26 protein-coding genes are annotated in these 26,272 nt (G+C 71.1%); 14 read left to right on the top strand and 12 right to left on the bottom strand.

Annotated features, from left to right (window positions below; all coding sequences use genetic code 11):
* Positions 1-49: 49 nt before the first annotated feature.
* Positions 50-427, bottom strand: coding sequence for a hypothetical protein (locus ACIBQ1_RS28000; protein WP_397282082.1), 378 nt, complete (start codon positions 425-427; stop codon positions 50-52).
* A gap of 131 nt (positions 428-558) precedes the next feature.
* On the bottom strand, positions 559-1,113 hold the full coding sequence (locus tag ACIBQ1_RS27995; RefSeq protein WP_397282080.1) for a DUF1707 domain-containing protein: 555 nt from the start codon (positions 1,111-1,113) through the stop codon (positions 559-561).
* A 180-nt stretch (positions 1,114-1,293) separates the two neighbouring features.
* Here ACIBQ1_RS27995 and ACIBQ1_RS27990 point away from each other — a divergent pair, with 180 nt between their 5' ends.
* The gene (locus tag ACIBQ1_RS27990; protein WP_397282079.1) at positions 1,294-2,235 is read left to right on the top strand and encodes an anti-sigma factor RsbA family regulatory protein; all 942 of its coding nucleotides are present in this window, start codon (positions 1,294-1,296) and stop codon (positions 2,233-2,235) included.
* An 8-nt stretch (positions 2,236-2,243) separates the two neighbouring features.
* Here the strand turns inward: ACIBQ1_RS27990 and ACIBQ1_RS27985 are convergent, their stop codons facing one another.
* Entirely contained in the window at positions 2,244-3,218 is a 975-nt protein-coding gene (locus tag ACIBQ1_RS27985) for an aldo/keto reductase (protein ID WP_397282077.1), read from the bottom strand.
* A 214-nt stretch (positions 3,219-3,432) separates the two neighbouring features.
* Between ACIBQ1_RS27985 and ACIBQ1_RS27980 the strand changes: the two genes are divergently transcribed.
* The 5 genes from ACIBQ1_RS27980 to ACIBQ1_RS27960 all read left to right on the top strand — a co-directional run bounded on the left by ACIBQ1_RS27980 (position 3,433) and on the right by ACIBQ1_RS27960 (position 7,874).
* Positions 3,433-4,062: a DUF998 domain-containing protein gene (locus tag ACIBQ1_RS27980; protein ID WP_397282075.1), complete on the top strand. Its 630-nt coding sequence runs from the start codon at positions 3,433-3,435 to the stop codon at positions 4,060-4,062.
* Between the two features lie 350 nt (positions 4,063-4,412).
* Positions 4,413-5,825, top strand: a complete 1,413-nt coding sequence (locus tag ACIBQ1_RS27975) for a methionine--tRNA ligase (RefSeq protein WP_397282074.1) — start codon at positions 4,413-4,415, stop codon at positions 5,823-5,825.
* Positions 5,826-5,883: 58 nt separating this feature from the next.
* Positions 5,884-6,861, top strand: a complete 978-nt coding sequence (locus ACIBQ1_RS27970) for a phosphotriesterase (RefSeq protein ID WP_397282072.1) — start codon at positions 5,884-5,886, stop codon at positions 6,859-6,861.
* Between the two features lie 41 nt (positions 6,862-6,902).
* Complete coding sequence (locus ACIBQ1_RS27965; protein ID WP_355389191.1) at positions 6,903-7,289, top strand: STAS domain-containing protein; 387 nt, start codon at positions 6,903-6,905, stop codon at positions 7,287-7,289.
* Between the two features lie 162 nt (positions 7,290-7,451).
* Positions 7,452-7,874 (top strand): hypothetical protein, encoded by a 423-nt coding sequence (locus ACIBQ1_RS27960; protein WP_397282070.1) that lies wholly within the window; start codon positions 7,452-7,454, stop codon positions 7,872-7,874.
* 206 nt (positions 7,875-8,080) lie between these two features.
* On the opposite strand, the gene ilvD is transcribed toward ACIBQ1_RS27960, so the two are convergent.
* Both ilvD and ACIBQ1_RS27950 read right to left on the bottom strand, forming a co-directional pair.
* Positions 8,081-9,730 (bottom strand): dihydroxy-acid dehydratase, encoded by a 1,650-nt coding sequence (gene ilvD, locus ACIBQ1_RS27955; RefSeq protein ID WP_397282069.1) that lies wholly within the window; start codon positions 9,728-9,730, stop codon positions 8,081-8,083.
* 48 nt (positions 9,731-9,778) lie between these two features.
* The gene (locus tag ACIBQ1_RS27950; RefSeq protein WP_397282068.1) at positions 9,779-10,999 is read right to left on the bottom strand and encodes a saccharopine dehydrogenase family protein; all 1,221 of its coding nucleotides are present in this window, start codon (positions 10,997-10,999) and stop codon (positions 9,779-9,781) included.
* Positions 11,000-11,102: 103 nt separating this feature from the next.
* Here ACIBQ1_RS27950 and ACIBQ1_RS27945 point away from each other — a divergent pair, with 103 nt between their 5' ends.
* The gene (locus ACIBQ1_RS27945; protein WP_397282066.1) at positions 11,103-11,867 is read left to right on the top strand and encodes a TetR/AcrR family transcriptional regulator; all 765 of its coding nucleotides are present in this window, start codon (positions 11,103-11,105) and stop codon (positions 11,865-11,867) included.
* A gap of 33 nt (positions 11,868-11,900) precedes the next feature.
* Here the strand turns inward: ACIBQ1_RS27945 and ACIBQ1_RS27940 are convergent, their stop codons facing one another.
* The 6 genes from ACIBQ1_RS27940 to ACIBQ1_RS27915 all read right to left on the bottom strand — a co-directional run bounded on the left by ACIBQ1_RS27940 (position 11,901) and on the right by ACIBQ1_RS27915 (position 17,770).
* Positions 11,901-12,944 carry a hypothetical protein gene (locus tag ACIBQ1_RS27940; protein ID WP_397282064.1) on the bottom strand — a complete coding sequence of 348 codons (1,044 nt, stop codon included), beginning with the start codon at positions 12,942-12,944 and terminating at the stop codon, positions 11,901-11,903.
* A gap of 54 nt (positions 12,945-12,998) precedes the next feature.
* Positions 12,999-13,181, bottom strand: a complete 183-nt coding sequence (locus ACIBQ1_RS27935) for a hypothetical protein (RefSeq protein WP_397282063.1) — start codon at positions 13,179-13,181, stop codon at positions 12,999-13,001.
* A gap of 103 nt (positions 13,182-13,284) precedes the next feature.
* Positions 13,285-15,756 carry a Tex family protein gene (locus tag ACIBQ1_RS27930; RefSeq protein ID WP_397282062.1) on the bottom strand — a complete coding sequence of 824 codons (2,472 nt, stop codon included), beginning with the start codon at positions 15,754-15,756 and terminating at the stop codon, positions 13,285-13,287.
* Between the two features lie 27 nt (positions 15,757-15,783).
* Positions 15,784-16,947 carry an amidohydrolase gene (locus ACIBQ1_RS27925; RefSeq protein WP_397282060.1) on the bottom strand — a complete coding sequence of 388 codons (1,164 nt, stop codon included), beginning with the start codon at positions 16,945-16,947 and terminating at the stop codon, positions 15,784-15,786.
* 152 nt (positions 16,948-17,099) lie between these two features.
* A complete protein-coding gene (locus ACIBQ1_RS27920; RefSeq protein WP_397282058.1) occupies positions 17,100-17,321 on the bottom strand; it encodes a hypothetical protein in 222 nt (73 codons plus the stop codon).
* 14 nt (positions 17,322-17,335) lie between these two features.
* On the bottom strand, positions 17,336-17,770 hold the full coding sequence (locus tag ACIBQ1_RS27915) for an RpiB/LacA/LacB family sugar-phosphate isomerase (RefSeq protein WP_397282056.1): 435 nt from the start codon (positions 17,768-17,770) through the stop codon (positions 17,336-17,338).
* Between the two features lie 106 nt (positions 17,771-17,876).
* Here ACIBQ1_RS27915 and ACIBQ1_RS27910 point away from each other — a divergent pair, with 106 nt between their 5' ends.
* The 7 genes from ACIBQ1_RS27910 to ACIBQ1_RS27880 are packed head-to-tail and all read left to right on the top strand — an operon-like array spanning position 17,877 to position 25,802.
* The gene (locus ACIBQ1_RS27910) at positions 17,877-18,947 is read left to right on the top strand and encodes a DUF917 domain-containing protein (protein ID WP_397282054.1); all 1,071 of its coding nucleotides are present in this window, start codon (positions 17,877-17,879) and stop codon (positions 18,945-18,947) included.
* Positions 18,940-20,538 (top strand): hydantoinase/oxoprolinase N-terminal domain-containing protein, encoded by a 1,599-nt coding sequence (locus ACIBQ1_RS27905; protein ID WP_397282052.1) that lies wholly within the window; start codon positions 18,940-18,942, stop codon positions 20,536-20,538. Before ACIBQ1_RS27910 ends, ACIBQ1_RS27905 begins: the two co-directional genes overlap by 8 nt.
* Before the next feature lie 22 nt (positions 20,539-20,560).
* Positions 20,561-22,183 (top strand): ABC transporter substrate-binding protein, encoded by a 1,623-nt coding sequence (locus ACIBQ1_RS27900; protein WP_397282051.1) that lies wholly within the window; start codon positions 20,561-20,563, stop codon positions 22,181-22,183.
* A gap of 2 nt (positions 22,184-22,185) precedes the next feature.
* A complete protein-coding gene (locus ACIBQ1_RS27895) occupies positions 22,186-23,202 on the top strand; it encodes an ABC transporter permease (RefSeq protein ID WP_397282049.1) in 1,017 nt (338 codons plus the stop codon).
* On the top strand, positions 23,199-24,071 hold the full coding sequence (locus ACIBQ1_RS27890) for an ABC transporter permease (RefSeq protein ID WP_397282047.1): 873 nt from the start codon (positions 23,199-23,201) through the stop codon (positions 24,069-24,071). Before ACIBQ1_RS27895 ends, ACIBQ1_RS27890 begins: the two co-directional genes overlap by 4 nt.
* Positions 24,055-24,930: an ATP-binding cassette domain-containing protein gene (locus tag ACIBQ1_RS27885; RefSeq protein WP_397282045.1), complete on the top strand. Its 876-nt coding sequence runs from the start codon at positions 24,055-24,057 to the stop codon at positions 24,928-24,930. The genes ACIBQ1_RS27890 and ACIBQ1_RS27885 overlap by 17 nt, the downstream gene beginning before the upstream one ends.
* A gap of 2 nt (positions 24,931-24,932) precedes the next feature.
* Positions 24,933-25,802: an ABC transporter ATP-binding protein gene (locus tag ACIBQ1_RS27880; protein ID WP_397282455.1), complete on the top strand. Its 870-nt coding sequence runs from the start codon at positions 24,933-24,935 to the stop codon at positions 25,800-25,802.
* Here the strand turns inward: ACIBQ1_RS27880 and ACIBQ1_RS27875 are convergent.
* Positions 25,792-26,253 carry a MarR family winged helix-turn-helix transcriptional regulator gene (locus ACIBQ1_RS27875; RefSeq protein ID WP_397282043.1) on the bottom strand — a complete coding sequence of 154 codons (462 nt, stop codon included), beginning with the start codon at positions 26,251-26,253 and terminating at the stop codon, positions 25,792-25,794. The genes ACIBQ1_RS27880 and ACIBQ1_RS27875 overlap by 11 nt on opposite strands.
* Positions 26,254-26,272: the final 19 nt, after the last annotated feature.

The following is a 26,272-nucleotide window of genomic DNA, read 5'->3' as shown; positions in this document are numbered from 1 at the left end:
CCGCGCCGTCCTGCCCCCCACAGGCGGAACGGCGACCGCGGGCTCAGCGTCAGCTGCAGGCAGCGGTGATCTTGGTCGAGAAGCCCTGCATCTTGCCCGTGAACGAGGACACTTCGGCCAGGTCGCCCTTCTCCAGGGTCTCGAAACCGGCGGCGAGGTCGTTCAGCGCGGCGGCCACGTCACCGTCGTACTTGCCCGCGAGCTCCTTGGTCTTGGCTGCCGCGTCCTTCGAGGCCGTGCCGATGGCCTTCGTGTCCGTGGCGTCCTTGGTGATCGTGGTGGTCCACTCATTCATGATCTTGGTGGCCTCCTGGGCGGCGGTGTTGCAGTCAACAGCCTGGCCCAGCGCACCACAGGCGGTGGTGGTGAGGACAGCAAGAGTCAGCGTCGCGGCCGCGACGGCCAGGCGACGACGAGGGGGAGTCATTTCCATGCCCTTCGGTGGTTTGAACGAACGAAGGGAACATTATGGGGCAAGCCTTGACCGTCGCTTGCACCCCGCTAACACCACGGGTATCAAGCCAGCGTAAAGCCAGGCCCGGCGCGGCCCGGCGAGCCTCAGCGGTTGAACCAGCGCTTTCGCCCATAGCGGACGGTCAGGCTGCCGTACTTAGTCCTGCCGCTGATCACCACGTGAACGGCGCCGGTGCGGGGCCTGCCCGCCACGTCGGAGGTGTGGACGTGGCCCCAGTCGCTGTGGAAGGCGTCCACGTTCGCGACGGCGCCGTCCGGGAGGGTGATCTTGGCGGAGCCGTAGGCGAGGTCGAGTTCGATGTCCACGACCGGGTGGTCGACGACGGCCTCGGAGAGGTCCAGCTCGACGCTGCCGTACTTGGAGGTCGCCCGCAGTCGCCGGGGGACGGCCCAGTCGCCGGCGCGCTTGATGTGGCCGTTCTTGGACTCCAGCTCGACCACGTCGTCGACCTGTGTCCGGCCGGCGGGGAGATCGTCGATCAGGCCCAGCAGTTCGCCGTAGGTCCTCGCGGTGAGGGCGATCTCAAGGCGGTCTTCCAGCTCCAGCTGGGTGAGCCGGCCTTCGGCGAAGGCGTGCTGGAGCTGTTGCGCGGTGCGCTCTCGGTCCTCGTCGGACACCCGCATCTGCAATTGCGACATATCTTGAGCATAGGTGCGCAGCGCTCAGAACGGGAGTTGTTTGCCGGAAGGGGTGCGGAGATCAAGAGGGAGCGGCCCCCGGACGAGGCGGGGGCGGCGGACGGCCCGGATTCGCTTCACGACGATTACGTACCCACCAGATTGCCGTGAAGTCACCTTCCTTGGGTAGCGTGAATTCTGATGTTGGCGGAACCGTTCGCACATCCGGCGCTCTTCTATCGGGGTGACCGGGAATACGTGGCTGCCACCAGCGCATTCGTCCGCGCGGGGCTGGCCGTGGGCGAGCCGGTCGCGGTCGCCGTGCCGGCCCGGAACCTGGCCCTGATCGAGGCCGAGCTGGGTGACGACGCCAGGTCGGTGCACCTGCTCGACATGCAGGAGGCCGGGCGCAACCCGGGGCGCATCATCCCCGCCGTGCTGCGCGACTTCGCCGACCGGCATCCCGGCGCGCACGTGCGGATCGTCGGCGAGCCGATCTGGCCGGGGCGCACCGAGGCGGAATACGGGGCCGCCGCGCAGCACGAGGCGCTGATCAACCTGTCGTTCGCGGGGCGGCGGGCCACGATCGTGTGCCCGTACGACGCCGACGGGCTCGATCCCGAGGTCATCAAGGAGGCCGAGCGCACCCATCCCGTGCTGTGCGACGTCTCGGGGGAGCGGGCCAGCGACGAGTACGCTCCCGACCTGGTGGTCTCCCGGCACAATCGGCCGCTCGGCGAGCCCGCCGACTACGTCCGGCTGAGCTTCGACCACACCAACCTGTCGGCGGCCCGCGGCCTGGCCGCGCGGCGGGCGGCGGAGATGGGGTTCTCCGGCGACCGGCTCGACGACATCCAGCTCGCGGTGGCCGAGCTGGGCGCCAACAGCCTCGACCACGGCGGCGGCTCGGGGACGATCCGGGCGTGGGCCGAGGGCGGGCGGCTGGTGTGCGAGATCAGCGACGCCGGGCACATCACCGACCCGCTGGTGGGCCGCCGCCCGGTCGACCCGCGCCACGCGGGGTCGCGCGGGCTGCTGATCGTCAATCTCCTGAGCGATCTCGTACGCGTGCACACCCGCGAGGGGGCGACCGCCATCCGCGTCTACTTCGACGCCCCGGCAAGCCCTCGCCCGGCCGCCTGAGCCCGCGCTTACATCTCGATTTCCGACATATCCGGATAACGGGTGCCGACGACGGCGTCCGCCGGGACGGCGCGCGCCAGGGCGGCGAGCTGGCCGGCGGTCAGCGTGACGTCGGCCGCCGCCGCGTTCTCCTCCAGATATTTCAGCCGCTTCGTCCCCGGGATCGGCACGACGTCGTCCCCCTGGGCCAGCACCCAGGCCAGCGCGAGCTGCGCGGCGGTGATCCCGGCGGCGTCGGCGATCTTCCGCACCTCCGCGACCAGCTCGGCGTTGCGCTCGGCGTTCTCGCCCGCCAGCCGCGGCATCCACCGGCGGACGTCGTCCTCCGGCAGGTCCGCCGCGGGCGGCAGCGCGCCGGACAGGAAACCGCGGCTGATCGGCGAGTACGCCACCAGCGCCACGCCCAGCTCCCTGGCCGTGGGCAGGATCTCCGCCTCCAGCCCCCGGGTGAACAGCGAGTACTCGCTCTGCAGGGCCGCGATCGGGTGGACGGCCGAGGCTCCGCGCAGCGTGTCCGCGCTCACCTCCGACAGCCCGAGATGGCGGACCTTGCCCTGCCCGACCAGCTCGGCCATCGCGCCGACCGACTCCTCGACGGGCACGTTCCTGTTGCGGCGGTGCATGTAGTACAGGTCGATGTGGTCCACGCCCAGGCGCCGGAGCGAGGCGTCGCAGGCGGCCCTGATGTACTCGGGGCTGTTCTCGATCGAGCGGGCGCCGCCGCCGCGCTTGACGCCGAACTTGGTGGCCAGCACGACCTCGTCGCGCCGGTCCTTGACGGCCCGGCCGACGAGCTCCTCGTTGGCCCCGAGCCCGTACGTGTCCGCCGTGTCCAGAAAATTCATGCCAAGGTCGAGTGCGCGGTGGATGACGGAGATCGACTCCTTCTCGTCGCCCGGGCCGTAGAAGTCGGACATGCCCATGCAGCCGAGGCCCAGCGCGGAGACCTGCGGCCCGCCGTTCCCGAGAGTGCGCGTTCTCATGGTTCCAGCTTCACCCCTGGAGCACGCTCCACGTCAAACCGGGTCCGGCGCCCCGTACTCACCCTGAGGGGGCAGCCCCTACTCAGGGTCACGTTTGCGCAGGTGACCAGGTGTTCTCAGGGTCGTTTCAAACCAAGGTATTAGGGGATCGTTCAGGCCACTTCAGGGTCGATCTCCGATAGTCCGCGAGCCCGCGTTCCATGAGCTTTGAGGCATGAAGGGATTGCTTGTCAGCGGATTCGCGGCCATCGGCACCGGAAGCGGCGCCATGCTCACCCTCCACGCCGAATCCGACCTCGACCCGTTGCACAGCGTCATCAGCGAGTACGCCTTCCAGGCGTCCGGCTGGCTGCTGCCCGCCTCGCTGACGTTGTTCGCGGTGGGCTCCGCGCTGATCGCCGAGGCGATGCGCCGGGCCGGGATGAGCCGCTGGGTCGTGGCGCTGCTGCTGGCCTGGGGGGCGAGCATGTTCCTGATCGGCGCCTTCCCCACCGACCGGCCGGACGTGCCGCTGTCGCTGTCGGGCGGCATCCACCGCTACGCCGCCTTCGCCGCGTTCCTGGTGATGCCGGTGGCGGGGCTGTTGCTGGCCAAGGCCAGGATCCGGTACGCCAGGGCGGTGCGGATCCTCAGCGGGGTGGCCCTCGGGGCCCTGCTGCTGGTCGTGGTCCCGTACGTGGTGCGGATGTTCGGCATCCCGCTGACCAACGACGACATCCCGGCCGGGCTGACCCAGCGGGCCGTGGTCGTCACCGAGCTGGGCGTGCTGGCGCTGGCAGGACTGTCGATGCTCAAGCCGCTGGCTCGGCGCTCCCAGGGCGGCTCCTCGCCCGTCTTGGCGTAGTGACCGCGCCAGGCGCTCCTTCACAGGGGCCGCTACTCCCGATGCGCGGGCGCGCCGCCCCGGCCGGTCTCCGGGCTGGGGCTGGCCCTGTGCGTCCTGCTGGCCGCCACGCTCCCGCTCGCGTCGGTGCCGGCGGGCCTGGCGGTGTTCGCGGTCGGCCTGGCTGTGTGGCTGATCCGCCACCGCGCCGCGCGTTAACGGGTGGCCGGTCCGGGTGGACGTCGTTAGCATGGTCGGCATGACGATCTCGCCGAAGATGACGGCCCCCTAGAGGGGTTCATCGGCGACGTCCTGTCGAGGCCCTGCGACCGGGGCCTCTTGTCGTGTTCGGGGCCCTTTGGAGGCACCTGATGTACATCACGACGACCATCCCCTACGTCAACGCCCGCCCTCACCTCGGGCACGCCCTGGAGCTCGTGCAGGCCGACGTGCTGGCCAGGCACCATCGGCGGCGCGGCGAGCCGGTGCGGTTCCAGACCGGGAGCGACGACAACTCGCTGAAGAACGTGCTGGCCGCCGAGGCGGCGGGCGTGCCGGTGCGGGAGCTGGTGGACCGGAACGCGGCCGCGTTCGAGGGGCTGCGCGGGCCGCTGGACCTGTCGTTCGACTCCTTCATCCGGACGAGCGCCCATCCCGGGCACCGGGCCGGGGTCGAGCGGATCTGGGAGGCGACCGGGCACGACCTCTACCAGCGGCATTACGAGGGGCTCTACTGCGTGGGCTGCGAGCAGTTCTATCCGGAGGGCCCCTGTCCCGACGGGCACGACGCGCCGCTGCAGCGCGTGTCCGAGCAGAACTGGTTCTTCCGGCTCTCCCGCTACCAGGACGCCCTGAGCGAGCTGGTCCGGAGCGGGCGGCTCAGGATCGAGCCGGTCGCGCGGCGGAACGAGGTGCTGGCGTTCATCGAGGCCGGGCTGGACGACATCAGCGTCTCGCGCTCCGCCGCCCGCGCCCGCGGCTGGGGGATCCCGGTCCCCGGCGACCCCGACCAGGTCGTGTACGTGTGGTGGGACGCGCTGGCCAACTACGTCACCGCGCTCCAAGGCGACGACTACGACCGCTGGTGGGTCTCCGAGCGGCGCAAGGTGCACCTGATGGGCAAGGGCGTGATCCGGTTCCACGCGGTGTACTGGCCGGCGATGCTCCTGTCCGCGGGCGAGCCGCTGCCCACGGGGATCTTCGTGCACGACTACCTCACGGTGAACGGCCGCAAGATCAGCAAGTCATCCGGCGACGCCGCCGATCCCGTGGCGCTGGTGGACGCGTACGGGGTCGACGCCGTGCGATGGTGGCTGCTGCGCGAGGTGCCGCGCGTGGGAGACACCGACTTCACCGAGGAGCGGCTGGTCGCCAGAGCGGACGAGGACCTGGCCAACGGCCTGGGGAACCTGGTCAACCGGGTCGTCACCATGGTCCATCGCTTCCTGGACGGCCACGTTCCCCCTGCCGGGGAGGAGTTGGCCGAGGTGCCGGTGGACGAGGCGCTGGCGGCGTTCGACTTCCGGCGGGCGGCGGTGGCCGTCTGGGCGCTCGTCGAGGAGGCCAACAGGTACGTCGAGCGGACCCGGCCATGGCGGCAGCCCCGGGCCGGGCAGGAGGCCGCGCTGGGGACGCTGGTGCACGCGTGCCGGACGCTGGCCGTACAGCTGGAGCCCTTCCTGCCGACGGCGGCGGCACGGGTGGCCGCGGCGGTCGCCGGCGAGCGGCTGCCCCGGCCCGAGCCGCTGTTCCGGCGCCTCGCCACGACCGGGGTGGCTGGTTGACGACGGTCCCGAGGGGATTTACGTTGGCGCACACCGACCAGCCGGTATGGAGGCGCTCATGGCCACCGTCGACACCGTCCGCGGCCCCGTGGACGTTGACGAGCTCGGGCAGACGCTCATGCACGAGCACGTGTTCGTCCTCGCCACCGAGCACCTCGACAACTACGGCAGGGGTGCCTGGTGGGACGAGGAGGCCCGGGTGGCGGACGCGGTCGCCAAGCTCGACGCGGTGGCCGCGAAGGGCGTGCGGACGATCGTGGACCCGACGGTGTGGGGCCTCGGCCGCTACATCCCGCGCATCCAGCGCATCGCCGAGCAGGTGCCCGGCCTGAACATCGTGGTCGCCACCGGCATCTACTCCTTCGAGGAGCTGCCGCACCAGTACGAGCACCGCGGCCCCGGCCTGTTCTTCGACATGCCGGACCCGATGATCGACGACTTCGTCCGCGACCTCACCGAGGGCATCGCCGACACCGGCGTGAGGGCGGCGTTCCTCAAGTGCGTGGTCGAGCAGAAGGGCCTGACGCCCGGCGTCGAGCGCATCTGCCGGGCCGTCGCGCAGGCGCACGTGCGCACGGGCGCGCCGATCACCGTCCACACGAACTCCTTCACGCAGAGCGGCCTGATCGCGCTCGACCTGTTCGCCAAGGAGGGCGTCGACCTGGGGAAGGTGGTCGTCGGGCACGCGGGCGACAGCAGCGACGTCGACTACCTCATGCGCCTGGCCGACACGGGCGCGACGCTGGGGATGGACCGGTTCGGGCTGGACGCGTACAACCCGACCGCGCAGCGCGTGGCCACGGTCGCGGAGCTCTGCCGGCGCGGATACGCCGACCGGATGGTCCTCAGCCACGACACGGCCTGCTTCATGGACTACTTCGGCGGCGCCTGGGACGAGGCCCGTTCAACGCTCGCGCCGAACTGGCGCTACGATCACATCCACGACGATGTCTTGGCCGCACTGCTGGACTCGGGTGTGACCGACGACCAGATTGAGCAGATGCTGGTGTTCAACCCGAAGCGCTACTTCTCGTAAGGTAGTCAGATCGGGCGAGCAATGCGGGTAGGTGGAGCTGGGTGACTTCGGAGCAGGCCTTGTCGATCAGCCTCGGACTCCAGGGACCCTGTGTCATCGCGCGGTTGACGGGGGACTTCGACTTCGGGTCCGCCGCGGAGGTCCGCGACCGCGTCACCAAGGCCCTCGACCTCACCCAGCCCCCGATGCTCGTCATCGACATGCAGGCGGTCAGCGTCTGCGACTCCTCCGGCCTGTCCGTGCTGGTCTACCTGCACAAGGCGGTGACCGCCTCGGGCGGGCGGCTGCTGCTGTCGGGGCTGAACGGCCGGTGCAAGCACCTGTTCGCGATCACCGCGCTGGACAAGTTCTTCGACATCCGCAGCACGGCCGAGCTGGCCATCGCCGAGCTCAACGAGCCCGGGAACGCGCCGCCGTTCACCGCGTAGCCCCCCACTGGCCTGGCGGCATAAGGCCGACATAAACGGATAACCGTTTTGTATCGGATCTTCTTTACCAAATGTTGGTAGACGCCGCTTCCTGATAGTAGTCGAACAAGCACGAGCCGCTGCCAAGAGGGGGGAGCGGCGTCTTTTCACCTTGGGGGAAAAGTGATCAAGAGCCTCGCCGGCACGGTGTTAGTCGCGGCCACCGCGGCCACGCTCATGGCTGCACCCGCCGGCGCGTCGGCGTCCACGGCAGAGTCGACGGCGACCACCGCCAGTGCGCAGCTCATCCGCACCAGGGTCTACTTCGGCCGGTGCAGGGACACATGCCATATCAAGGTACGCGTCCGGAACGTCTCGTACCGGACGCTCTACAACGTCAAGCTCAACGCGCGTCTCAGCGTCAACGGCAGGCGCGTCGGGACGTGCTACGACTACGTCGGCACCATCCGTGCGCGTGGCCTCAGGTGGGCCGCCTGCACCGTGCGGACCCGGGCCCTGTCCCAGTCCTACAACAACTGGCTGGACGGCTACACGAGATTCAACCGCTACGCCAACACGTACGTCTCGTACAGGTACTACCGCTGAGTGACCGCCAGGGGCCGGGCCGACCCCCGGCTGGGCCCCTGGCTCACGCGGTGACGAGGAGTGCCACCCCGATCAGCACTGCGACCGGAACGAGCCACATCACGGCCTCGACAGCGAACTCCTTGTACATCGCGCAAATCTCCTAACAACGGCTCGAGAACGTCACTGCGCAGCATAGCGGCCCCCGCCGCCTGGTCGATCCCGGGTCAGGCCGTGACGGCGCCGTCCGAGGCGGAGCCCACGGTCGCCATGTACTTGGTCAGCACCCCCCGCTCGACCTCCCGCTCGGGCCGCCGCCACGACGCCCGGCGCCGTACCAGCTCCTCCTCCGGCACCACCAGTTCGATCGTCCCCGCCGCGCTGTCGATGACCACCGTGTCGCCGTCGCGCACCAGCGCGATCGGCCCGCCGTGGTACGCCTCCGGCGCCACGTGCCCGATCACGCGCCCGTGCGAGACCCCGCTGAACCGCCCGTCGGTCACCAGCGCCACCGAGGACCCGAGGCCGCGGCCGACGAGCGGGCCCGTGATCGAGAGCATCTCCCGCATGCCGGGGCCGCCCGCGGGGCCCTCGTAACGCAGCACGATGACGTCGCCGGGCACGATGCGGCCCTCCTCGATGGCGACGTAGCAGTCGTTCTCCGAGTCGAAGACCTTGGCCGGGCCCTCTTGGCGGAAGTCGTCCTTGCCGCCCAGCTTGAGCACGCAGCCGTCAGGCGCGAGCGAGCCCCGCAGGATGGCCAGCGCGCCACGCGGCTTGAACGGCTCCGCCACGCTCGCCACCACCTCCTGCCCCGGCGTCTCCTCGGCGTCGGCCGCGACCTCGGCCAGCGTGCGGCCGTCCACCAGCGTGACGTTCTCGCGCAGCAGCCCGGCCTCCAGCAGGCGGCGCACCACCAGCGAGGTGCCGCCGGCCCGCCACAGGTCCAGGGCCGTGTGGTCGCCGCCGCTCGGCTTGAGCCCGGTGATGATCGGGACCTGGCGGCAGACCTCGCCGATCTCGTCGATGCGCAGCGGCAGCCCCGCCTCGCGGGCGATGGCCAGCAGGTGCAGGACGGCGTTGGTCGAGCCGCCCATGGCGGCGACCGAGACGATCGCGTTGTGCAGGGCGTCCTCGGTCAGCACGCGCGAGGGGCGGGCGTCGCGGGCCAGCGCCTCCATGGCGATCTCGCCGACGCGCCGGGCCGCGGCGTTCTTCTCCTGCGCCACCGCCGGGATGTCGCCCACGCCGAACGGCGCCAGCCCGAGGAAGTCGGCGACGCCGCCCATGGTGTTGGCGGTGTACTGGGCGGCGCAGGTGCCGGCTCCCGGACAGGCGTGCTTGGCCAGGTCGTCCAGCTCCGCCTGGTCGAGGCGGCCGACGGCGCGCTCGCCGAGCGCCTCCCACATGTCCTGGATCGTGACGTCGCGCCCGCGCCACCTGCCCGGCATCATCGTGCCGCTGTAGAGGACGACCGAGGGCACGTCCAGGCGGGCGAGCGCCATGATCCCGGCCGGCACGGTCTTGTCGCAGCCCACGATGACCACCAGCGCGTCGAAGCCGTGCGCGCGGCCCATGAGCTCGATCGAGTCGGCGATGACCTCGCGGCTGACCAGCGACGCGCGCATGCCGGGGGTGTGCATGGTGAGGTTGTCGGAGACCGCGATGGTGTTGAACTCCATCGGCGTGCCGCCCGCCGCGCGCACCCCCTCCGCCACGTGGGCGGCCAGCTCGCGGTGGGTGAGGTTGCACGGCATCGTGCCGGTCCAGGTGGAGGCGATGCCGACCACCGGGCGGCGCATGTCCTCCTCCGACCAGCCCATGGCGTACAGATGGGAGCGGGCCGGTGCGCGGTCGGGATCGTCGGCGATGCTCAAGGCGCTGTCCTTCGTCGTACGGGTCGTTACCCCTTCATGATCCCTCGCTCACTGTTCGCGCATGCGCCAGGGGGACCCGTACTCCACCAAGAGGTCCAAAAACGGGCCCGGCTCGAACGCCTCGGGCCCCAGCACGCCCGTGCCCTTCCAGGTCCCGTTCGCCATCAGCTCCAGGGCGACGACCGGGTTCACGGCGGTCTGCCAGACCACGGCCTGGGAGTCGTACTCGCGCATCGACCACTGGTTGTCCACCACGTGGTACAGGTACACCTCGCGGGGCCGCCCGTCCTTGACGCCCTTCACCCAGGTCCCGGCGCAGGTCTTGCCCTGCATGCGGTCGCCGAGGCCCGCCGGGTCGGGCAGCACGGCGGCCACCACGTCGCGCGGCGACACCCTGGCGGTGCCGTGGTCGGTCCTGACCGCGACCGGCTCGGTGCGGTCCACGCCGAGCGCGTGCAGGGTCTTGAGCTTGCCGATGAAGTCCTCGCCGAGCCCGTACTTGAAGGTGACCCGCTGCGCCGGGATCCACCGGGGGACCAGCATGACCTCCTCGTGCTCGACGTTGACGCACTCCACGGGGCCGATCCCGTCGGGGAAGTCGAAGATCTCGGGCTCGCTGAACGGCTCGGTGGTGTACCAGCCGCGGTCCTTCTCGTAGATGACCGGCGGGTTGAGGCACTCCTCGATGGTGGTCCAGATGTTGAACGACGGGGCGAACTCGTAGCCCTCGACGGTCAGGTTGGCGCCGTCCCTGATGCCGATCTCCTCGATCTCGTCGAACAGCTCGTCGGCGGCGTACCGGGCGAAGACGTCGGCCAGGCCCGGCTCCACGCCCATGCCGACCAGCGCCAGCCTGCCCTTCGCGGTCCACTCGGCGGCGCGGGCGAACTGGTCGTCGCCCAGCTTGACCCCCACCTCCTCGTACGGGCGGTCGGGGTGCGGCCTGGACATCGACATCGCCATGTCGAGGTAGTCGACGTCGGCCGCGAGGGCCGCGTCGAACAGCGGCAGCACGAATCGGGGGTCGGTCGCGTTCAGGAGGACGTCGCAGCGGTGCTCTTTCAGCAGCGCGGTGACCGCGGCCCTGTCGGCCGCATCGATCTTGACCGGGGTGAACCGGTCCGCCTGCCCGCCAAGCGCGGCGACGGCCGCCTTGGCGCGGGGGAGGTCGTAGTCGGCGACCACCATGTGGTCGAGGAACGGGCGGCGGGCGGCGATGCGAGTGATGGCGGTTCCCACGCCGCCGGCTCCGATGAGAAGAATGCGCATGACGATAAAGCCCCTTTTAGTGCTGTTTTTTGGGGGGTGTGTCGAGAATCCAACTTCAGTAGGCTCATCAACGTCAATGGCGTTGGCATAAGGGGGCGTACTCGTGGCCAAGCGAGTGGTGCCGGAGACGGCCCGCAGGCGGCGCCGCCCCACCAAGCAGGGGCAGGTACTCACCCATCAGTTCATCGTGGAGACCGCGCTCCGCATGCTCCGCGAGCACGGGGCGGAGGGGCTGTCCGCCCGCCGCCTGGGCCTGGCCCTGGGCGCGGACGCCAGCGCGGTCTACCGCTATTTCCGCGGCATGGACGATCTGGTGCTGGCTATCGCGGACGAGCTGTTCGGCACCGCGATGGCCGACTGGCGGCCGGTGGGCGACTGGCGCGCCGACCTGCGCGACCTGGGGCTGCGCATCCACCACGCGTACCTGGCGCACCCGCAGGCCGCGGTGCTGACCGCCATCCGGGTCACCGGGCGGCCGAACGAGGTGGCCGGCGACGAGACCATCCTCGGCATCCTGCGCGGCGCCGGGTTCGCGGACGGGGACGCGGTGCGGATCTATCACGCGTTCATCGACCAGAGCCTGGCCTTCGCCGTCCTCGACGCCGCCACGCTGGCCCTGCCCAAGGCGGCCCGGGAGGCGGATGAGGAGGTGTGGCAGGCCACGTACGCGCGGCTGCCCGCCCGTACGCACCCGAACATCGCCGCGACGGCGCCGCTGCTGGTGGCCGAGATGAACGACAGCGCCTACTCCACGGCCCTCGACATGCTGCTGTCCAGCGCGTCCGCGCAGCTGACCCGGAACAACCGCCCCGTCGCCGCCAGGAGAGCGGCCACGGCCACCAGCCCGCGCACTGCACCACGGGCGTGATCGCCGGGCCGCACGGCCGGGAACGGTGTGGGCTCAGCGGTCGCGCTGGGCCTGGGCGATGCGTTTGCCCAGGCCGGCCAGGGAGTCATCGGCCATGAGCGCGGGCAGCCGGGGCGCGTCCGCCTCGACCTGGGCGAGCACCGCAGGATGCGCTCCGGAGAACCGGCTCCAGGCCCGCACCACGTCCGGCATCGCCGCGATCCCCGCCTCCGACAGGATGGCCTCCCTCGGCAACCACGACGTCAGGAACTGGGTGACCCGCCCCGGGCTCCACCACAGAGGACGATCTCCCACGAACTCCGCAAGCTTCTCGAACGCCTCCCGCGCCCCCGGCTGATCCGGCAACTCGTCGAACCGGCTCATGGTGTCATCGGGCGCCGGACGTACGAGATCGGGCACCGCTCGGGCCCTGGAGATCGCGACCGGCCGCACGGCGGCCAGCGTGTCGGCGACCACCGCCCCCATGATCCGGTCACCCAGCTCGAACGCGTCCAGCACCCGCCCCGCCACCGCCCCCGGCTCCTCGGCCCGAAGACCCAGATCGTCGAGGAACTTGACCTCCTCGACCACCGCGTCAACGGCCAGACCGCCGCTCGCCTGGTCGATGCCGACGACGAGGAGGTGCGGCTCCTTGCCGTTCTCGTAGCGAAAGGACAGGGCCGCGAGCACCTGCTCGCCGTACGGGTCCGCCTTGCCGTACCAGCCGCCTTCACACGTGACGTGCCCCATCCGCCGCACCCACCCAGGTAGCGTCTCCGCCACGTTCTTCCCGGTGAGCGCATACGCCCCCGCCCCCGCGTCTTCGGCGACCGGCTGGACCGCCTCGTGGCCGGGGGGCAGGCTCGTGCCCTCATCCGCGGGGCGGTACATGTCGGCGGTCACGTTGACCGCTGAGATGGCCGCGAGGGTGAGACGGGCTTCCGCGCTGCCGTCCTTGGCCGCTCGCCGCAGGAAGGGCGCCATCTCGTCCGGTTCCAGATCGGCCGTGAGCCGCGCCGCCCACAACTCGGTCCGTAGCGGCGACTGCCATCGGAGAAGGTCGTGGGCCTGGGCGAGGGCCGTGGTAAACGTGCTCACCCTTCGACCGTATCGCCCCGGCCGGTGCGGGAGGACGTCCGCCATTCCGCGGGATCAGCGGAGCAGGAGGCGGTCCACGGCGTCGACGAACCAGTCGGCGTAGTCGGCGAGTGTCCATCCCCGGTCCAGCAGGAACGCGTCCGCGGTCTGCTCCTTGAACGTCACCCAGAAGATGTCGGTGGCCTGATCGACGGTCAGCCCCGGCCGCAGCAAATGCGCGAAGGACCCGAGTGCCATGCGTCTGCCGCCCACGCGTGATCGCCGCTCCCGCATGCGGCGGCGGGAGGCTCGCCGCTCGCATGCGGTGGTTTGCGCTGCGGCGAGCCGTTGCCGTGGTGGGTCAGTTGTTGCCGGTGAGGCCCGCCTTGCGGAGGGCTTCGGCCATGGCGCCGGTGGGGGCCGGGCGGTCCTGGCGGCGCTGGCCACCGCGCTGGCCGTCGCGCTGGCCGTCGCCGCGACCGCGCTGGTCGCCCCCGCCGCGTCGCCCGCCGTCCCCGCGGCCGCGCTGGTCGTCGCCACGGCCTTGGGAGCGGTCGCGCTGGCCGCCGTTGCCCTTCCCCTCGCCGCGGGCACCGTCGCCGCGCCCGCCTTCGCCCCGTCCGCTGTCTCCGCGCCCGCTGTCTCCGCGGCCTCCGCCTCGGCGGGAGCCGTCGCCGGGCGTCTGGGCGGGGGTCTCGTCCTCCAGGCGCAGGGTCAGGGAGATGCGCTTGCGCGGGATGTCGACGTCGAGGACCTTGACGCGGACGATGTCGCCGGACTTGACCACGTCACGCGGGTCCTTCACGAAGGTGCGCGACATGGCCGAGACGTGGACCAGGCCGTCCTGGTGGACGCCGATGTCGACGAAGGCGCCGAACGCGGCGACGTTGGTCACCACGCCCTCCAGGATCATGCCCGAGGCCAGGTCGGAGAGCTTCTCGACGCCCTCCTTGAAGACGGCGGTCTTGAAGGCGGGACGCGGGTCGCGGCCGGGCTTCTCCAGCTCGCGCAGGATGTCGGTGACCGTCGGCAGGCCGAACGTCTCGTCGATGAAGGTCTCGGGCTTCATCGAGCGCAGGGCCGCGGTGTTGCCGATCAGCGACTTGAGGTCCGTCTTGGCCGAGGTGAGGATGCGGCGGACCACCGGATAGGCCTCCGGGTGCACGCTCGACACGTCGAGCGGGTCGTCGCCCTCGCGGATGCGCAGGAAGCCCGCGCACTGCTCGAACGCCTTGGGGCCGAGCCGGGGCACGTTCTTGAGGGCGGTGCGCGTCCTGAAGGGGCCGTTGGAGTCGCGGTGGCGGACGATGCTCTCGGCCAGCGTGGAGCCGATGCCGGACACGCGCGTGAGCAGGGGCGCCGAGGCGGTGTTGACGTCGACCCCGACGGCGTTGACGCAGTCTTCGACCACCGCGTCGAGCGAGCGGGAGAGCTTGGACTCGGCCAGGTCGTGCTGGTACTGGCCGACGCCGATCGACTTGGGGTCGATCTTGACCAGCTCGGCCAGCGGGTCCTGGAGCCGGCGGGCGATCGACACCGCGCCGCGCAGGGACACGTCGAGCTCGGGCAGCTCCTGCGAGGCGTAGGGCGAGGCGGAGTAGACCGAGGCCCCGGCCTCCGAGACGACGATCTTGGTGATCGACGGCATGTGCTTGACCAGCTCACCGGCCAGCTTGTCGGTCTCGCGGGAGGCGGTGCCGTTGCCGATGGCGATCAGCTCGACCCCGTGGCGCTGCGCGAGCGCGCCCAGGACGGCCAGCGACTGGTCCCACTGCCGCTTGGGCTCGTGGGGATAGATGGTCGCGGTCTCGACGACCTTGCCCGTGGCGTCGACCACGGCGACCTTGACGCCCGTACGCAGGCCGGGGTCGAGGCCCATCGTCGCCCGGCTCCCGGCGGGGGCGGCGAGCAGCAGGTCGCGCAGGTTGGTCGCGAAGACCCGCACCGCCTCGTCCTCGGCCGCCTGCCACAGCCGCATCCGCAGGTCGATGCCGAGGTGCACGAGGATGCGGGTGCGCCAGGCCCAGCGGACGGTCTCGCCCAGCCACTTGTCGGCCGGCCGCCCCTGGTCGGAGACGCCGAACCGGGACGCGATGCGCAGCTCGTAGTCGGGGCTGTCGTCCGGCTCCAGCGTGACCGACAGCACCTCCTCCTTCTCGCCCCTGAACATCGCCAGGATCCGGTGCGAGGGCAGCTTCGTGAACGGCTCGCCGAACTCGAAGTAGTCGGAGAACTTGGCCCCCGCCTCCTCCTTGCCCTCGCGAACCTTCGACACCAGCCGCCCGCGGCTCCAGAGCTGCTCGCGCAGGCCGCCGATCAGGTCGGCGTCCTCGGCGAACCGCTCGATCAGGATCGCCCTGGCCCCCTCCAGCGCCGCGCCCGAGTCGGCCACGCCCTCGGTGACGAAGCCCTCGGCCGTCGCGGCGGGGTCGAGCGTGGGGTCGGTGAGCAGCTGGTCGGCCAGCGGCTCCAGGCCCAGCTCGCGGGCGATCTGCGCCTTGGTGCGCCGCTTGGGCTTGTAGGGCAGATAGATGTCCTCGAGCCTGGCCTTGGTCTCGGCCGCCATGATCTGCTCGCGCAGCTCGTCGTCGAGCTTGCCCTGCGACTCGATCGACTCAAGGATCGCCGCCCTGCGCTCCTCCAGCTCGCGCAGGTAGCGCAGGCGCTCTTCGAGCGTGCGCAGCTGCGCGTCGTCGAGGGTGCCGGTGACCTCTTTACGGTATCGCGCGATGAACGGCACGGTGGCGCCGCCGTCGAGCAGCTCGACGGCCGCCTGCACCTGGCCGTCGCGTACGCCCAGCTCTGCCGCGATCCGCTGGTGAATAGAGAGCACTTGCCTGCCTTTCGATGGTCCCGCCGGTCAATTGTGCAGGACGACGCCGTCTTTCATGACCAGAGTGCGCGCAGGGTGAACGACCACGGCCTCCGCCGCGCCCCCGCACGGCACCACGACCAGGTCGGCCCGGTCGCCCGGGGACAGGCCGTACGACTCCAGCCCGAGCGCGCGGGCGCCGCCGTAGGTGGCGGCCTCCAGCGCCAGCTCGATGTCCTCGTCCCTCCGGAACGTGCTGCGGTAGGCGACGTGCATCGCCCGCTCCAGCATGTCGCCGCTGCCGTAGGGGCCCCACAGGTCGCGGATGCCGTCGTGGCCGCAGGCGACGGTGACGCCCGCGGCCCGCAGCTTCTTGATCGGCGGCACGGGGAAGCTGTAGACGGCCGCGGTCGCGATGGCCACGCCCGCCTCGGCGAAACCCTGGGCCAGGCGGTCCTGGTGGGCCTCGTCGAGCTGGCCCAGCGCGTACGCGTGGCTGACCGTCACCCGGCCGCCCAGCCCCAGCGTCCTGGTGCGCTCGGTGATGAGCTCGAGCTCCCACCCGCCCAGCGACCCGCCGTCGTGCAGGTGGAGGTCGAGGTGGGCGCCGTAGCGCTCGGCCAGGCCGAAGACCAGGTCGAGGTGGCGTACGGGATCGCGGTCGATGCCCGCCGGGTCGAGGCCGCCGACCGCCTCCACGCCGCTCTTCAGCGCCTCTTCGAGCAACTCGGCCGTGCCGGGGTTGATCAGCACGCCGTGCTGGGGGAAGGCCACCTGCCGAACCTCGACGGGGGAGGAGGCGGCCGCTTCGAGCACGGCCTCCACGCCCCGCAGCCCCACCAGGGGGTCGATGTCGGTGTGGGTGCGGACGTGCGCCGTGCCCGCCGCGCTCATGCGCGCCAGCAGCGCGCCGATCCGCTCGACGCTCGGCACGCCCAGCTCGGCACGGCGGCCGAGGTCGTTTCCGATGCGGCCGGCCAGCGTGTCGTCGGCGGAGTGGGGCACCCACGGGCCGCCGTAGAGGGTCTTGTCGAGGTGACAGTGCGCCTCGACGAGACCGGGCAGCACGAGCTGCCCGGCGATGTCGACGATCCGGGCGCCCGGCGCCTCGACGCCTTGAGCGACGAGGTGGATCCGGCCGTCGCGGACGAGGATGTCGGCGAGGGCGCCGAGCCCCCAGGGGAGCCCGCCGCGGAGCAGCACGTCGGTCATGGCAAGCACCCTAAACGGCGGTGCCGACGATTTCCGCCTCTCGGCCGGGACTGGTCACGCTCATGTGCGGCGACTCGCCGAAACCGCTTCGCTTTCCGGCCGCGGCCGGTCATGCGCATGGGCGGCGGATCGCGACGGACGACCGGCCATGCTCACGCGCGGCGGTTCGCGAAAAGCTCCAGGTGATAGCAGTATCGGCAGCGATAGGCGTCGATCTCCCACTTGGGCCGGCCCATCAGCTTGGCGCCGCCGAAGATCCCGCGCTCCAGCGCGCCCTCGACCCATTTGGCGAAGCCCGAAGAGTTCTCGCCCGAGTCTCTGATGAACCCGGCCTCGAGCCCCTCCTCACCGCAGTGCGTACAGTGTAAGTCCATGCCACACAGGTTAGTCAGATCTCGTCGAGATGGGAGACGTTCGCCACGTCGGCGGAGTCGGTGCTCGGCCGCCCCGCCAGCCAGGCGTCCAGGATCTCGTCGAGCACCACGTCGGACGTGAGCCGCAGGCTGAGCGCCAGCACGTTGGCGTCGTTCCACTTCCTGGCCCCGCCGGCGGTGTAGGCGTCCACGCAGAGCGCCGCGCGGATGCCGGGCACCTTGTTCGCCGCGATCGACGCGCCCGTGCCGGTCCAGCAGCAGACCACCGCCTGGTCGGCCCGCCCCTCACGCACGTCGCGGGCGGCCATCTCGGAGGCCCACGCCCAGTCGTCGCGCTCCTCGTCGCTGAGCGCGCCGTGGGTGAGCACCTCGTGCCCCCGCCTGCGCAGCTCCGACACGACCCGCTCGGCCACCCCGTCCTTGCTGTCGGCGGCCACCGAAATCCGCATGAGCCCTCCCGTTCCGATCCCAGGTTTATCAAGGGCGCGGGCAGAGGCGCCAGCACATGTTCTGGACTGGCTAAATGAGATGAAGTGTGCTTGGTTGTGTCGCCATATGAATATTGACGAGAGCGATATTCCGGCCCTCGCCCGCGGGTGTGCCGTCCTGGGCACCGGCGGCGGGGGTGATGTGCGCACCGGATCGCTGGCCGCGATCGGGGCCGTCCGCGAGCACGGCGAGGTTCCGCTGATCGGGCTGGACGAGCTGGACGACGACGCGTTGATCGTGCCGCTGTCCGGGATCGGGGCCCCGACCGTGAGTCACGAGATGATCCACAGCGCGGACGAGCCCAAGCGCATCGCCGAGGAGATCGAACGCCTCTTCGGCCGCCCCCCGAGCGCGATCATGTCCTCCGAGATCGGCGGCTCCAACGGGGTCGCGCCCGTCGCCTGGGCCGCCCAGCTCGGCCTGCCGCTGCTCGACGCCGACGGCATGGGGCGGGCCTTCCCCGAGGTCCAGATGGTGTCGATGTACGTGGCGGGGCTCCCGGCCGACCTGGTGATCATGTCTGACATCGTCGGGAACGTGGTGACCATCCGCCCCGTTGACGGCCTCTGGTCGGAACGGCTCGCCAGGGCCGTCTGCGTGGCCGCGGGATCGAGCGCGCTGATGGCCGACTACGTGCTCACCACCGTACGGGCCAAGGGAGCGGTCATCGAGGGCACCGTAACCCGCGCCATCGAGGTCGGCAGGGCCACGGAGGGCGCGGCGGACCCGCTCGGCGCGCTCCAGGGGAGCCTGGGCGCCGCCCGGCTGATCACCGGCAAGCTGACGGACGTGGAGCGGCGCACCACGGGCGGGTTCGTCAGGGGGACGGCCACGATCGAGGGCACCGGCGACGACCGGGGCCGCCGCCTCACCCTGGAGCTGCAGAACGAGAACCTGGTCGCCCTGGAGGACGGCCGGGTGCGGGCCATGGTGCCCGACCTCATCACCGTCGTGGACACCGAGACCGCCGCCGCCGTCCAGACCGAGGGGCTCAGGTACGGCCAGCGCGTCACGGTGCTCGCCTGGCCGTGCGACCCGCTCTGGCGCACCCCCAAGGGCCTGGAGACGGCCGGGCCGCGGGCGTTCGGTTACGACCTGGACTACGTTCCCGTCGAGGAGCTGACGGCGCATGGCTGACCTGCGGGTGGGGATCGACGTCGGCGGCACGAACACGGACGCGGTGGTGCTCGACGCCGACGGCCGCGTGATGGCCAAGGCCAAGCGGCCGACCACGCCGGACGTGACGGAAGGGCTGCGGGCCGCCCTGGACGCGGTGCTCGGCGAACTCGCCGAACCCGGCGAGGGGTCGCTCGGGGAAGGGCGGGACCGGATCGGCCGGGTCATGCTCGGCACCACGCACGCGACCAACGCCATCCTCGAACGGCGCAACCTCGGCCGCGTCGCCGTGCTGCGGCTCGGCGCGCCCGCCACCACCTCCGTCCCACCCCTCTCCGGCTGGCCCGGCGACCTGCGCGCCGCCGTCTCGGCGGGGGAGGCCATCGTCCCCGGCGGCCACTACGTGGACGGCCGCGAGATCGGCCCGCCGGGGCTCGACGCCGTCCGCCGCTTCCTGGACGGCGTGGAGGCCGACGTCGTGGCGGTCACCAGCGTGTTCAGCCCGGCCAGCGGCGAGCACGAGCGCGCCGTCGAGGAGCTGATCAAGGCCGAGTACGGCCTGCCGGTCTCGGTGAGCCACGAGATCGGCTCGCTCGGGCTGCTGGAGCGCGAGAACGCCACCGTGCTCAACGCCGCCCTGTACGGCGTCGCGGCCCACGTGACCGAGGCCCTGGTCACCGCGCTGGCCGAACGGGGCCTGGGCGCGAAGCCGTACCTGGCGCAGAACGACGGCACGCTCATGACGCTGGAGCACGCCGCCCGGCTGCCGGTCTCGACGATCGGCTCGGGCCCGGCGAACTCCCTGCGCGGCGCCGCGTACCTGTCGGGGGTGGCGGACGCGATCGTGGTGGACGTCGGCGGCACGTCCACCGATCTCGGCGTGCTGGTCGGCGGCTTCCCGAGGGAGTCGGCGGCGGCGGTCGAGATCGGCGGGGTGCTGACCAACTTCCGCATGCCCGACATCCTGGCCATCGCGCTCGGCGGCGGCACGGTCGTCCGCAACCCGGGCGTCGGCCCCGACTCGGTCGGCTACCGGATCGTCAAGGAGGCGCTCGTGTTCGGCGGCTCCACGGTGACCATGACCGACGCGGCGGTGGCGGCGGGGCGGAGCCCGCGCGAGGCGGCCAGGTGGCGCGAGCGCATCGAGGCCGCCGTACAGGCGCACGACTCGGGTGACATGTCGGAAAGAATGGCAGACACCCTGGAAAGAGCAGTGGCCGTCGCGGACGGGATGATCATCGACGCCGTGGACAGGATGGCGCTCGGCAGGACCGACAGACCCCTGGTCGCGGTGGGTGGCGGGGCCTTCCTGCTGCCCGACGCCATCCCCGGCGCGAGCCGGGTCGTCCGCCCCGAGCACGCCGAAGTGGCCAACGCCGTGGGCGCCGCCATCGCGCTCGCGAGTGGCAGAGTAGATACGATCTTGCCTGCGGGAGATAGCCGGTCAAAAGCGATCGAAAGGGCTAAAGAGGAGGCGGCGGCGCGAGCCGTCGCGGCGGGGGCGGATCCCTCCGGCGTAGAGATCGTGGACCTCCTCGAGGTGCCGCTGAGCTACCTCTCCGAGCCCGCCGTGCGGGTACACGTCAAAGCCGCCGGACCACTCGCCCGGTGACAGATCGAAAGGATCCCCCTCCATGCGCTGGCATCAGCGTCTGCTCGTCGCCGGGGTCACCGGTGTCCTGGCCTTGACCGCATCCGCGTGCGCGGGCGGCCAGGTGCGCGGGGCCGGCGGGACCCCCAAGCTGGCGGCGAGCAGCGGCAGTCAGCCGGCGGCCTCCCAGGCCGCGCAGGCCAACGACAGCACGTTCGTGTACGTGCCCAACCTCGACGTGGTCACCGACTGGGACCCCGCGACCTCGTACTCCAACGAGATCGTTGCCATGCAGAACATCTACGAGGGCCTGACCAGGTACGACTCCCAGGCGAAGAAGGCCGTGCCGCGCCTGGCCACCGAGTGGACCTCGGCGGACGGCGGCAAGGAGTGGACGTTCAAGCTGCGGCAGGGCGTCAAGTTCCACTCCGGCGGCACGCTCGACGCCGAGGCCGCCAAGAAGGCCATCGAGCGGACGATCGAGAAGAAGGGCGGCGCCGCCTACATCTGGGACGCGGTGCAGAAGATCGAGGCGGTGGACGCGTCCACGCTGAAGTTCACGCTCAAGTACGCCACCCCGCTCGACCTCGTGGCCTCCTCCGGCTACGCCGCCTACATCTACGACGTGAACGCCGTGGACAAGGACGGCAAGTCGGACGCCGGCACCGGCCCGTACACGATCGACTCCTGGCAGAAGGGCAAGGAGACCGAGCTCACGCTGAAGGGGTTCGACGGCTACTGGGGCGGCTGGAAGCCGGAGCAGTACAAGAAGGTCGCCTACCGGGTCACCCCCGAGATCACCACGGCCTGGCAGCTCCTGCAGAAGGGCGAGGTCAACTTCGTCCAGCGGCTGAACCCGCAGCTCTTCCAGCAGGCCGGGATGACCCCGAACGTGCAGACCTCCTCCTCGCCGTCGTTCCAGAACCTGCTGGTGCTGTTCAACACCGCCGCCGGGCCGACGAAGGACGTCAAGATCCGGCAGGCGCTCCAGTACGCGATCGACTACGACGGCCTGGCGGCGGCGCTGAAGGGCGCCGGCCAGAAGGCCAGCGGGCTGGTGCCGCAGGGGCTGCTCGGCCACGTCAGCGGCATGGAGCCCAAGCAGGACCTCGCCAAGGCGCAGGCGCTGCTCGCCGAGGCCGGCTACGGCCCGGACAACCCCGAGCTCAAGGTCACCCTGACCTACGCGCAGGGCGACGACGACCAGAAGCTGCTGGTCACGCTGCTCAGCTCGGCGCTGAAGGGCATGAACGTGACGCTGCAGGCCAAGCCGATGACCTGGAGCGCGCAGTGGGACCTGGGCAAGAAGCAGGGCCAGGACGTCTTCGTCATGTACTGGTACCCGGACTATCCGGACGCCTACTCCTGGTTCGTCAACGTGTTCAAGAGCGCGGACAAGCCGCAGTTCAACCTGTCGTACCTGAAGGACTCCGCCATCGACGCGGAGATCGACTCGCTGCCGCAGCTCACGGCCACTGACCAGCTCAAGGCCGACCAGGCGTACCAGAACCTGCAGAAGAAGATCATCCAGGACCAGGCGGCGGTGGCCGTCCCGTACGTGCAGACCTACCAGCGCGCGCTGACGTCCGACGTGGAGGGATACGTGGACAATCCCGCCTATCCCAACGTGGTCTTCTTCTACGACCTCAAGAAGCGCGCCGGCTGACGATGGTGCGTCATCTGACCCGCCGGCTCGGCCAGGCCCTCCTGGTCGTGTCCGGCGTGGTCGTGCTCACGTTCGTCGTGATGCGGCTGGTGCCGGGGGATCCGGCGGTCGCGTTCGCCGGGCCGAAGGCCACGCCCGAGGAGCTCGCCGCGGCGCGCAGGCGGTTCGGGCTCGACGACTCGATCCCCGTGCAACTCCTGAACTACGTGCGCGACCTGCTCACCGGCGACTGGGGGGTCAGCCTGCGCACCCGGCAACCGGTGCGCGACGACCTCTACGTGGCGTTCCCCGCCTCGCTGGAGCTGGTCGGCACGGCCCTGCTCATCGCGGTCGTCGTGGGCATTCCGGTCGGAGTGCTCGCCGCCCGCTACAAGACGAAATTTCCGGATCTGGGGGTGCGGTTCGGCAGCATGCTGGCCGTCTCCGTACCGGTCTTCTGGCTGGCCCTGGCCCTCCAGACGGTCTTCGCCAGCAACCTCGGCTGGTTCCCGATCGCGGGCGAGTACGACTCCTCGCTGGACACCACCAGCCCGCTCACCCTCTGGACGAACATCACGATCGTCGACGCCCTCATCACCGGCAACTGGCCCATCTTCACCAGCACGCTCCAGCACCTGGTGCTGCCCGCGCTGGTCGTGGCCGCCTACCCCACGGGCGTCATCGCCCAGATGACCAGGGCGGCGCTCATCGAGGAGTCCGGCCAGGAGCACTCCACGCTGGAGCGCGCGCTCGGCTTCGGCGAGACGTCCATCCTGACCAGGTTCGCCCTCAGGCCCGCCCTCAACCCGGTCCTGTCGCTGATCGCCCTCGTCTTCGCGTACGCGATCGTCAACGGCTTCCTCGTCGAGGCGGTCTTCAACTGGCCGGGCCTGGGCCGCTACGCCGCCGAGTCGATCAAGTCGCTGGACACCCCGGCCATCGCGGGCGTCACGCTCCTGGTGGCCCTGGTGTACGTGCTGGCCAACCTGGTCGTGGACATCCTCCAGGGCTTCGTCGACCCGCGAGCGAGGACCCGATGACGAGCGTCGAGGCGCCGCTGCGCCGCAGCTTCCTGCCCAGGATCCCCGACCGGTTCGCCGCGTTCGGCGCGGTGCTCATCGTGCTGGTCGTCCTGGCCGCGATCCTGGCGCCGTGGCTCGCGCCGTACCCGGTGGACCAGGTGAAGCCGCTGGAGAACCTGCGGCCGCCGAGCGCCGCGCACTGGTTCGGGACCGACCAGGTCGGCCGGGACGTGCTCACCCAAGTCCTGTACGGCGGCCGCACGTCCCTGTTCATCGCCGTGGCCGTGCTGGCCGTGTCGGCGGTGGTCGGGGTCACGCTCGGCGTGGTCGCCGGGTACGCGGGCGGCTGGATCAGAGACGTGATCATGCGGATCACGGACGTCTTCCTGGCCTTCCCCGCGCTGCTGCTCTCCCTGACCCTCGCCGTGGTGCTCCAGCCCAGCGTGAACACGGTCATCCTGGCCATCGCCGTGACCTGGTGGCCCTGGTACACCCGGCTGGCGGCGTCCGTGGCGGCCTCGATCGCCACCCGCGGCTACGTGGACGCCGCGCGATGCCTCGGCGTGCCCGCGCCGCTGATCGTGCTCAGGCACGTGCTCCCGAACTCGCTCACGCCCGTCCTGGTCCAGCTCTCGCTCGACGCCGGCGGCGTGATCCTGACCTCGGCCGCGCTGTCGTACCTGGGGCTGGGCGCGCAGGAGCCGACGGCGGAGTGGGGGCTGATGGTGCAGCAGGGGCAGACGCTCTTCACCACGAACTGGTGGGTGGTCACGTTCCCCGGCCTGGCGATCCTGGTGACGGCGTTCGCGTTCAACGTCCTGGGGGAGGGGCTGCGCAACGCGCTTGATCCCCGGAGCGGAGGGCGGTCAGATGATCGAGGTGCGTGACCTCCGGGTGCGCTACGGCGGGCGTGTCGTGGCCGACGTGCCGGAGCTGGACGTCCGCGAGGGCGAGTGCGTGGCGATCGTGGGGGAGAGCGGCTCGGGCAAGTCGACCACGCTGATGTCGCTGCTGGGCCTCACCCCAGATGCCGAAATTTCAGGCCATGTACGGGTGTGCGGCGTCGACGTGCTCACGGCGTCACCGCGCAGGCTCCGCGAGATCCGGGGCGCCAGGGTGGCACTCGTGATGCAGACGCCACAGGCGGCCCTCAGCCCGGCCACCCGCCTGGGCGTCCTGATGCGCCGCGCCCTCAAGCTCCACGGCATCGGCAAGCCCGCAGGCCCACGCCCCGGCCCGAAAGACAGCCCGCGGCCCGGCCCATCTCCCTCCCCGAAGGACAGCCCGCAGTCCGGCCCGTCCCCCTCCCCGAAGGACGGCACCCCTCCACGACCCGCAGCGGAGAAGAGACGGCTGGAGGAGATCATGGGGGAGGCCGTGGAGGCGGTCATGCTCGACCGCGAGATCCTGCGCCGCTACCCTCACGAGATCTCCGGCGGCCAGGCCCAGCGCTTCGCCATCGCGCTGGCCATCGCCCTGGGCGCCGAGGTGATCCTCGCCGACGAGCCCACGAGCGCGCTCGACGTGACCGTGCAGGCCGAGGTGGTCGGCGTGCTGCGCAGGCTGCGTGAGGAGCGGGGGCTGGCGCTCCTGCTCGTCTCCCACGACCTGGCCCTGGTTTCGACGATCGCCGACCGGGTGCTGGTCATGAAGGACGGCGCGGTGGTGGAGTCGGGGCCGGCCGCGCGGGTGCTGGCCGAGCCGTCCCATCCGTACACGCGCGAGCTGCTGGAGGCGCTGCCGTGACCATGCTCAGGGCCGAGCGGGTGACGCTCGGCTACGGTCGCACCCCGGTCGTGCACGACGTGACCCTGGACATCACCGAGGGCGGCGTCGGCCTGATAGGGGAGAGCGGCTCGGGCAAGACGACCCTGGCGCGCGCGTTCCTGGGCCTCCTCACCCCCATGTCCGGAAATATCTGGTACGGCGACCAAACGCTGAAAAAAGCGGACATGCGGAAGTTCCGCAAGGACGTCCAGCCCGTGTTCCAGGCCGAGGCCCTCGACCCCAGGATGCGCGTCGGCACCTCCGTCGCCGAGGCCCTGCCGCGCGGCGCGCGAGACCGGGTCAAGGACCTGCTCGAACAGGTCGGTCTGGACCCGGGCGTGGCCACCCGACGGCCCCACCAGCTCTCCGGCGGCCAGCGCCAGCGCGTGGTGATCGCCAGAGCCCTGGCGGTGGGACCGCGCCTGCTCATCCTGGACGAGCCCACCAGCGCGCTCGACGTCACCGTCCAGGCCAGGATCCTCGACCTCCTGGCCTCCCTGGACACCGAGCGCCTGCTCATCACCCACAACCTCGCCGTCGTGGACCGGCTGTGCCGCACCGCGCACGTGCTCTTCGCGGGCCGCGTCGTGGAGTCGGGGCCGACCGCCGAACTGCTCGCGAAGCCGGCCCACCCCTACACGCGGGCCCTGCGCGACGCCGTGCCGAAGCTGGGCGGCGCCCCGCCCGAGGCCAGGGGCCGGACGGAGGCCGTGCCCGCCCCGACCGGATGCCCGTTCCGGCTGCGCTGCCCGCTGGCCGCGCCGCAGTGCGAGCGGCCGCCGGCGCTCAGGGACCTGGCAGGCCGCCGGGTCGCCTGCCACCGGGCCGAGGACGTGCTGCTCAGTCCATGAGGCCCTTGAGGTGGGCGCAGAGGTCGCCCGAGAGCTTGTCCATCAGCCTGGACAGCTCCGCCCGGTCCTGCGCCGACCAGTCCGCGAGCGCGCCCTCGAACCATTCGGTGGTCACCCGGCGGCACTTGCCGGCCACCTCGGTCCCCTCCTCGGTGAGCGCGATGCGCCAGGCCCTGCCGTCGTCGGGGTCGCGTACCCGCTCGACCAGCTTGCGCTGCTCCAGCGAGGAGACGTGCCTCGTCACGTGAGGGCTCTCCACCTGCAGCCCTTCGGCGATCGCGCCGATCCTGCGCGGCTCGCCCGCGTCCAGCAGGTGGACGAGGATCTTCACGTCGGGGCGGTCGAGCCGGACGCCGGCGGCCTCGGTCAGGCGCTCGTGCGTCTTGGCGCGGTTCAGCGCGGTCACCAATGAGCGGAACGCCGACACCGTCCTGTTGAGATCTTCGTCCATACCGATTTGCTTACCTAAC

The organism is Nonomuraea sp. NPDC050153 (assembly GCF_044460125.1).
Lineage (GTDB): Bacteria > Actinomycetota > Actinomycetes > Streptosporangiales > Streptosporangiaceae > Nonomuraea.
The sequence above is the reverse complement of the archived record's forward strand: the minus strand, read 5'-3'. Positions and strand labels throughout refer to the sequence as shown.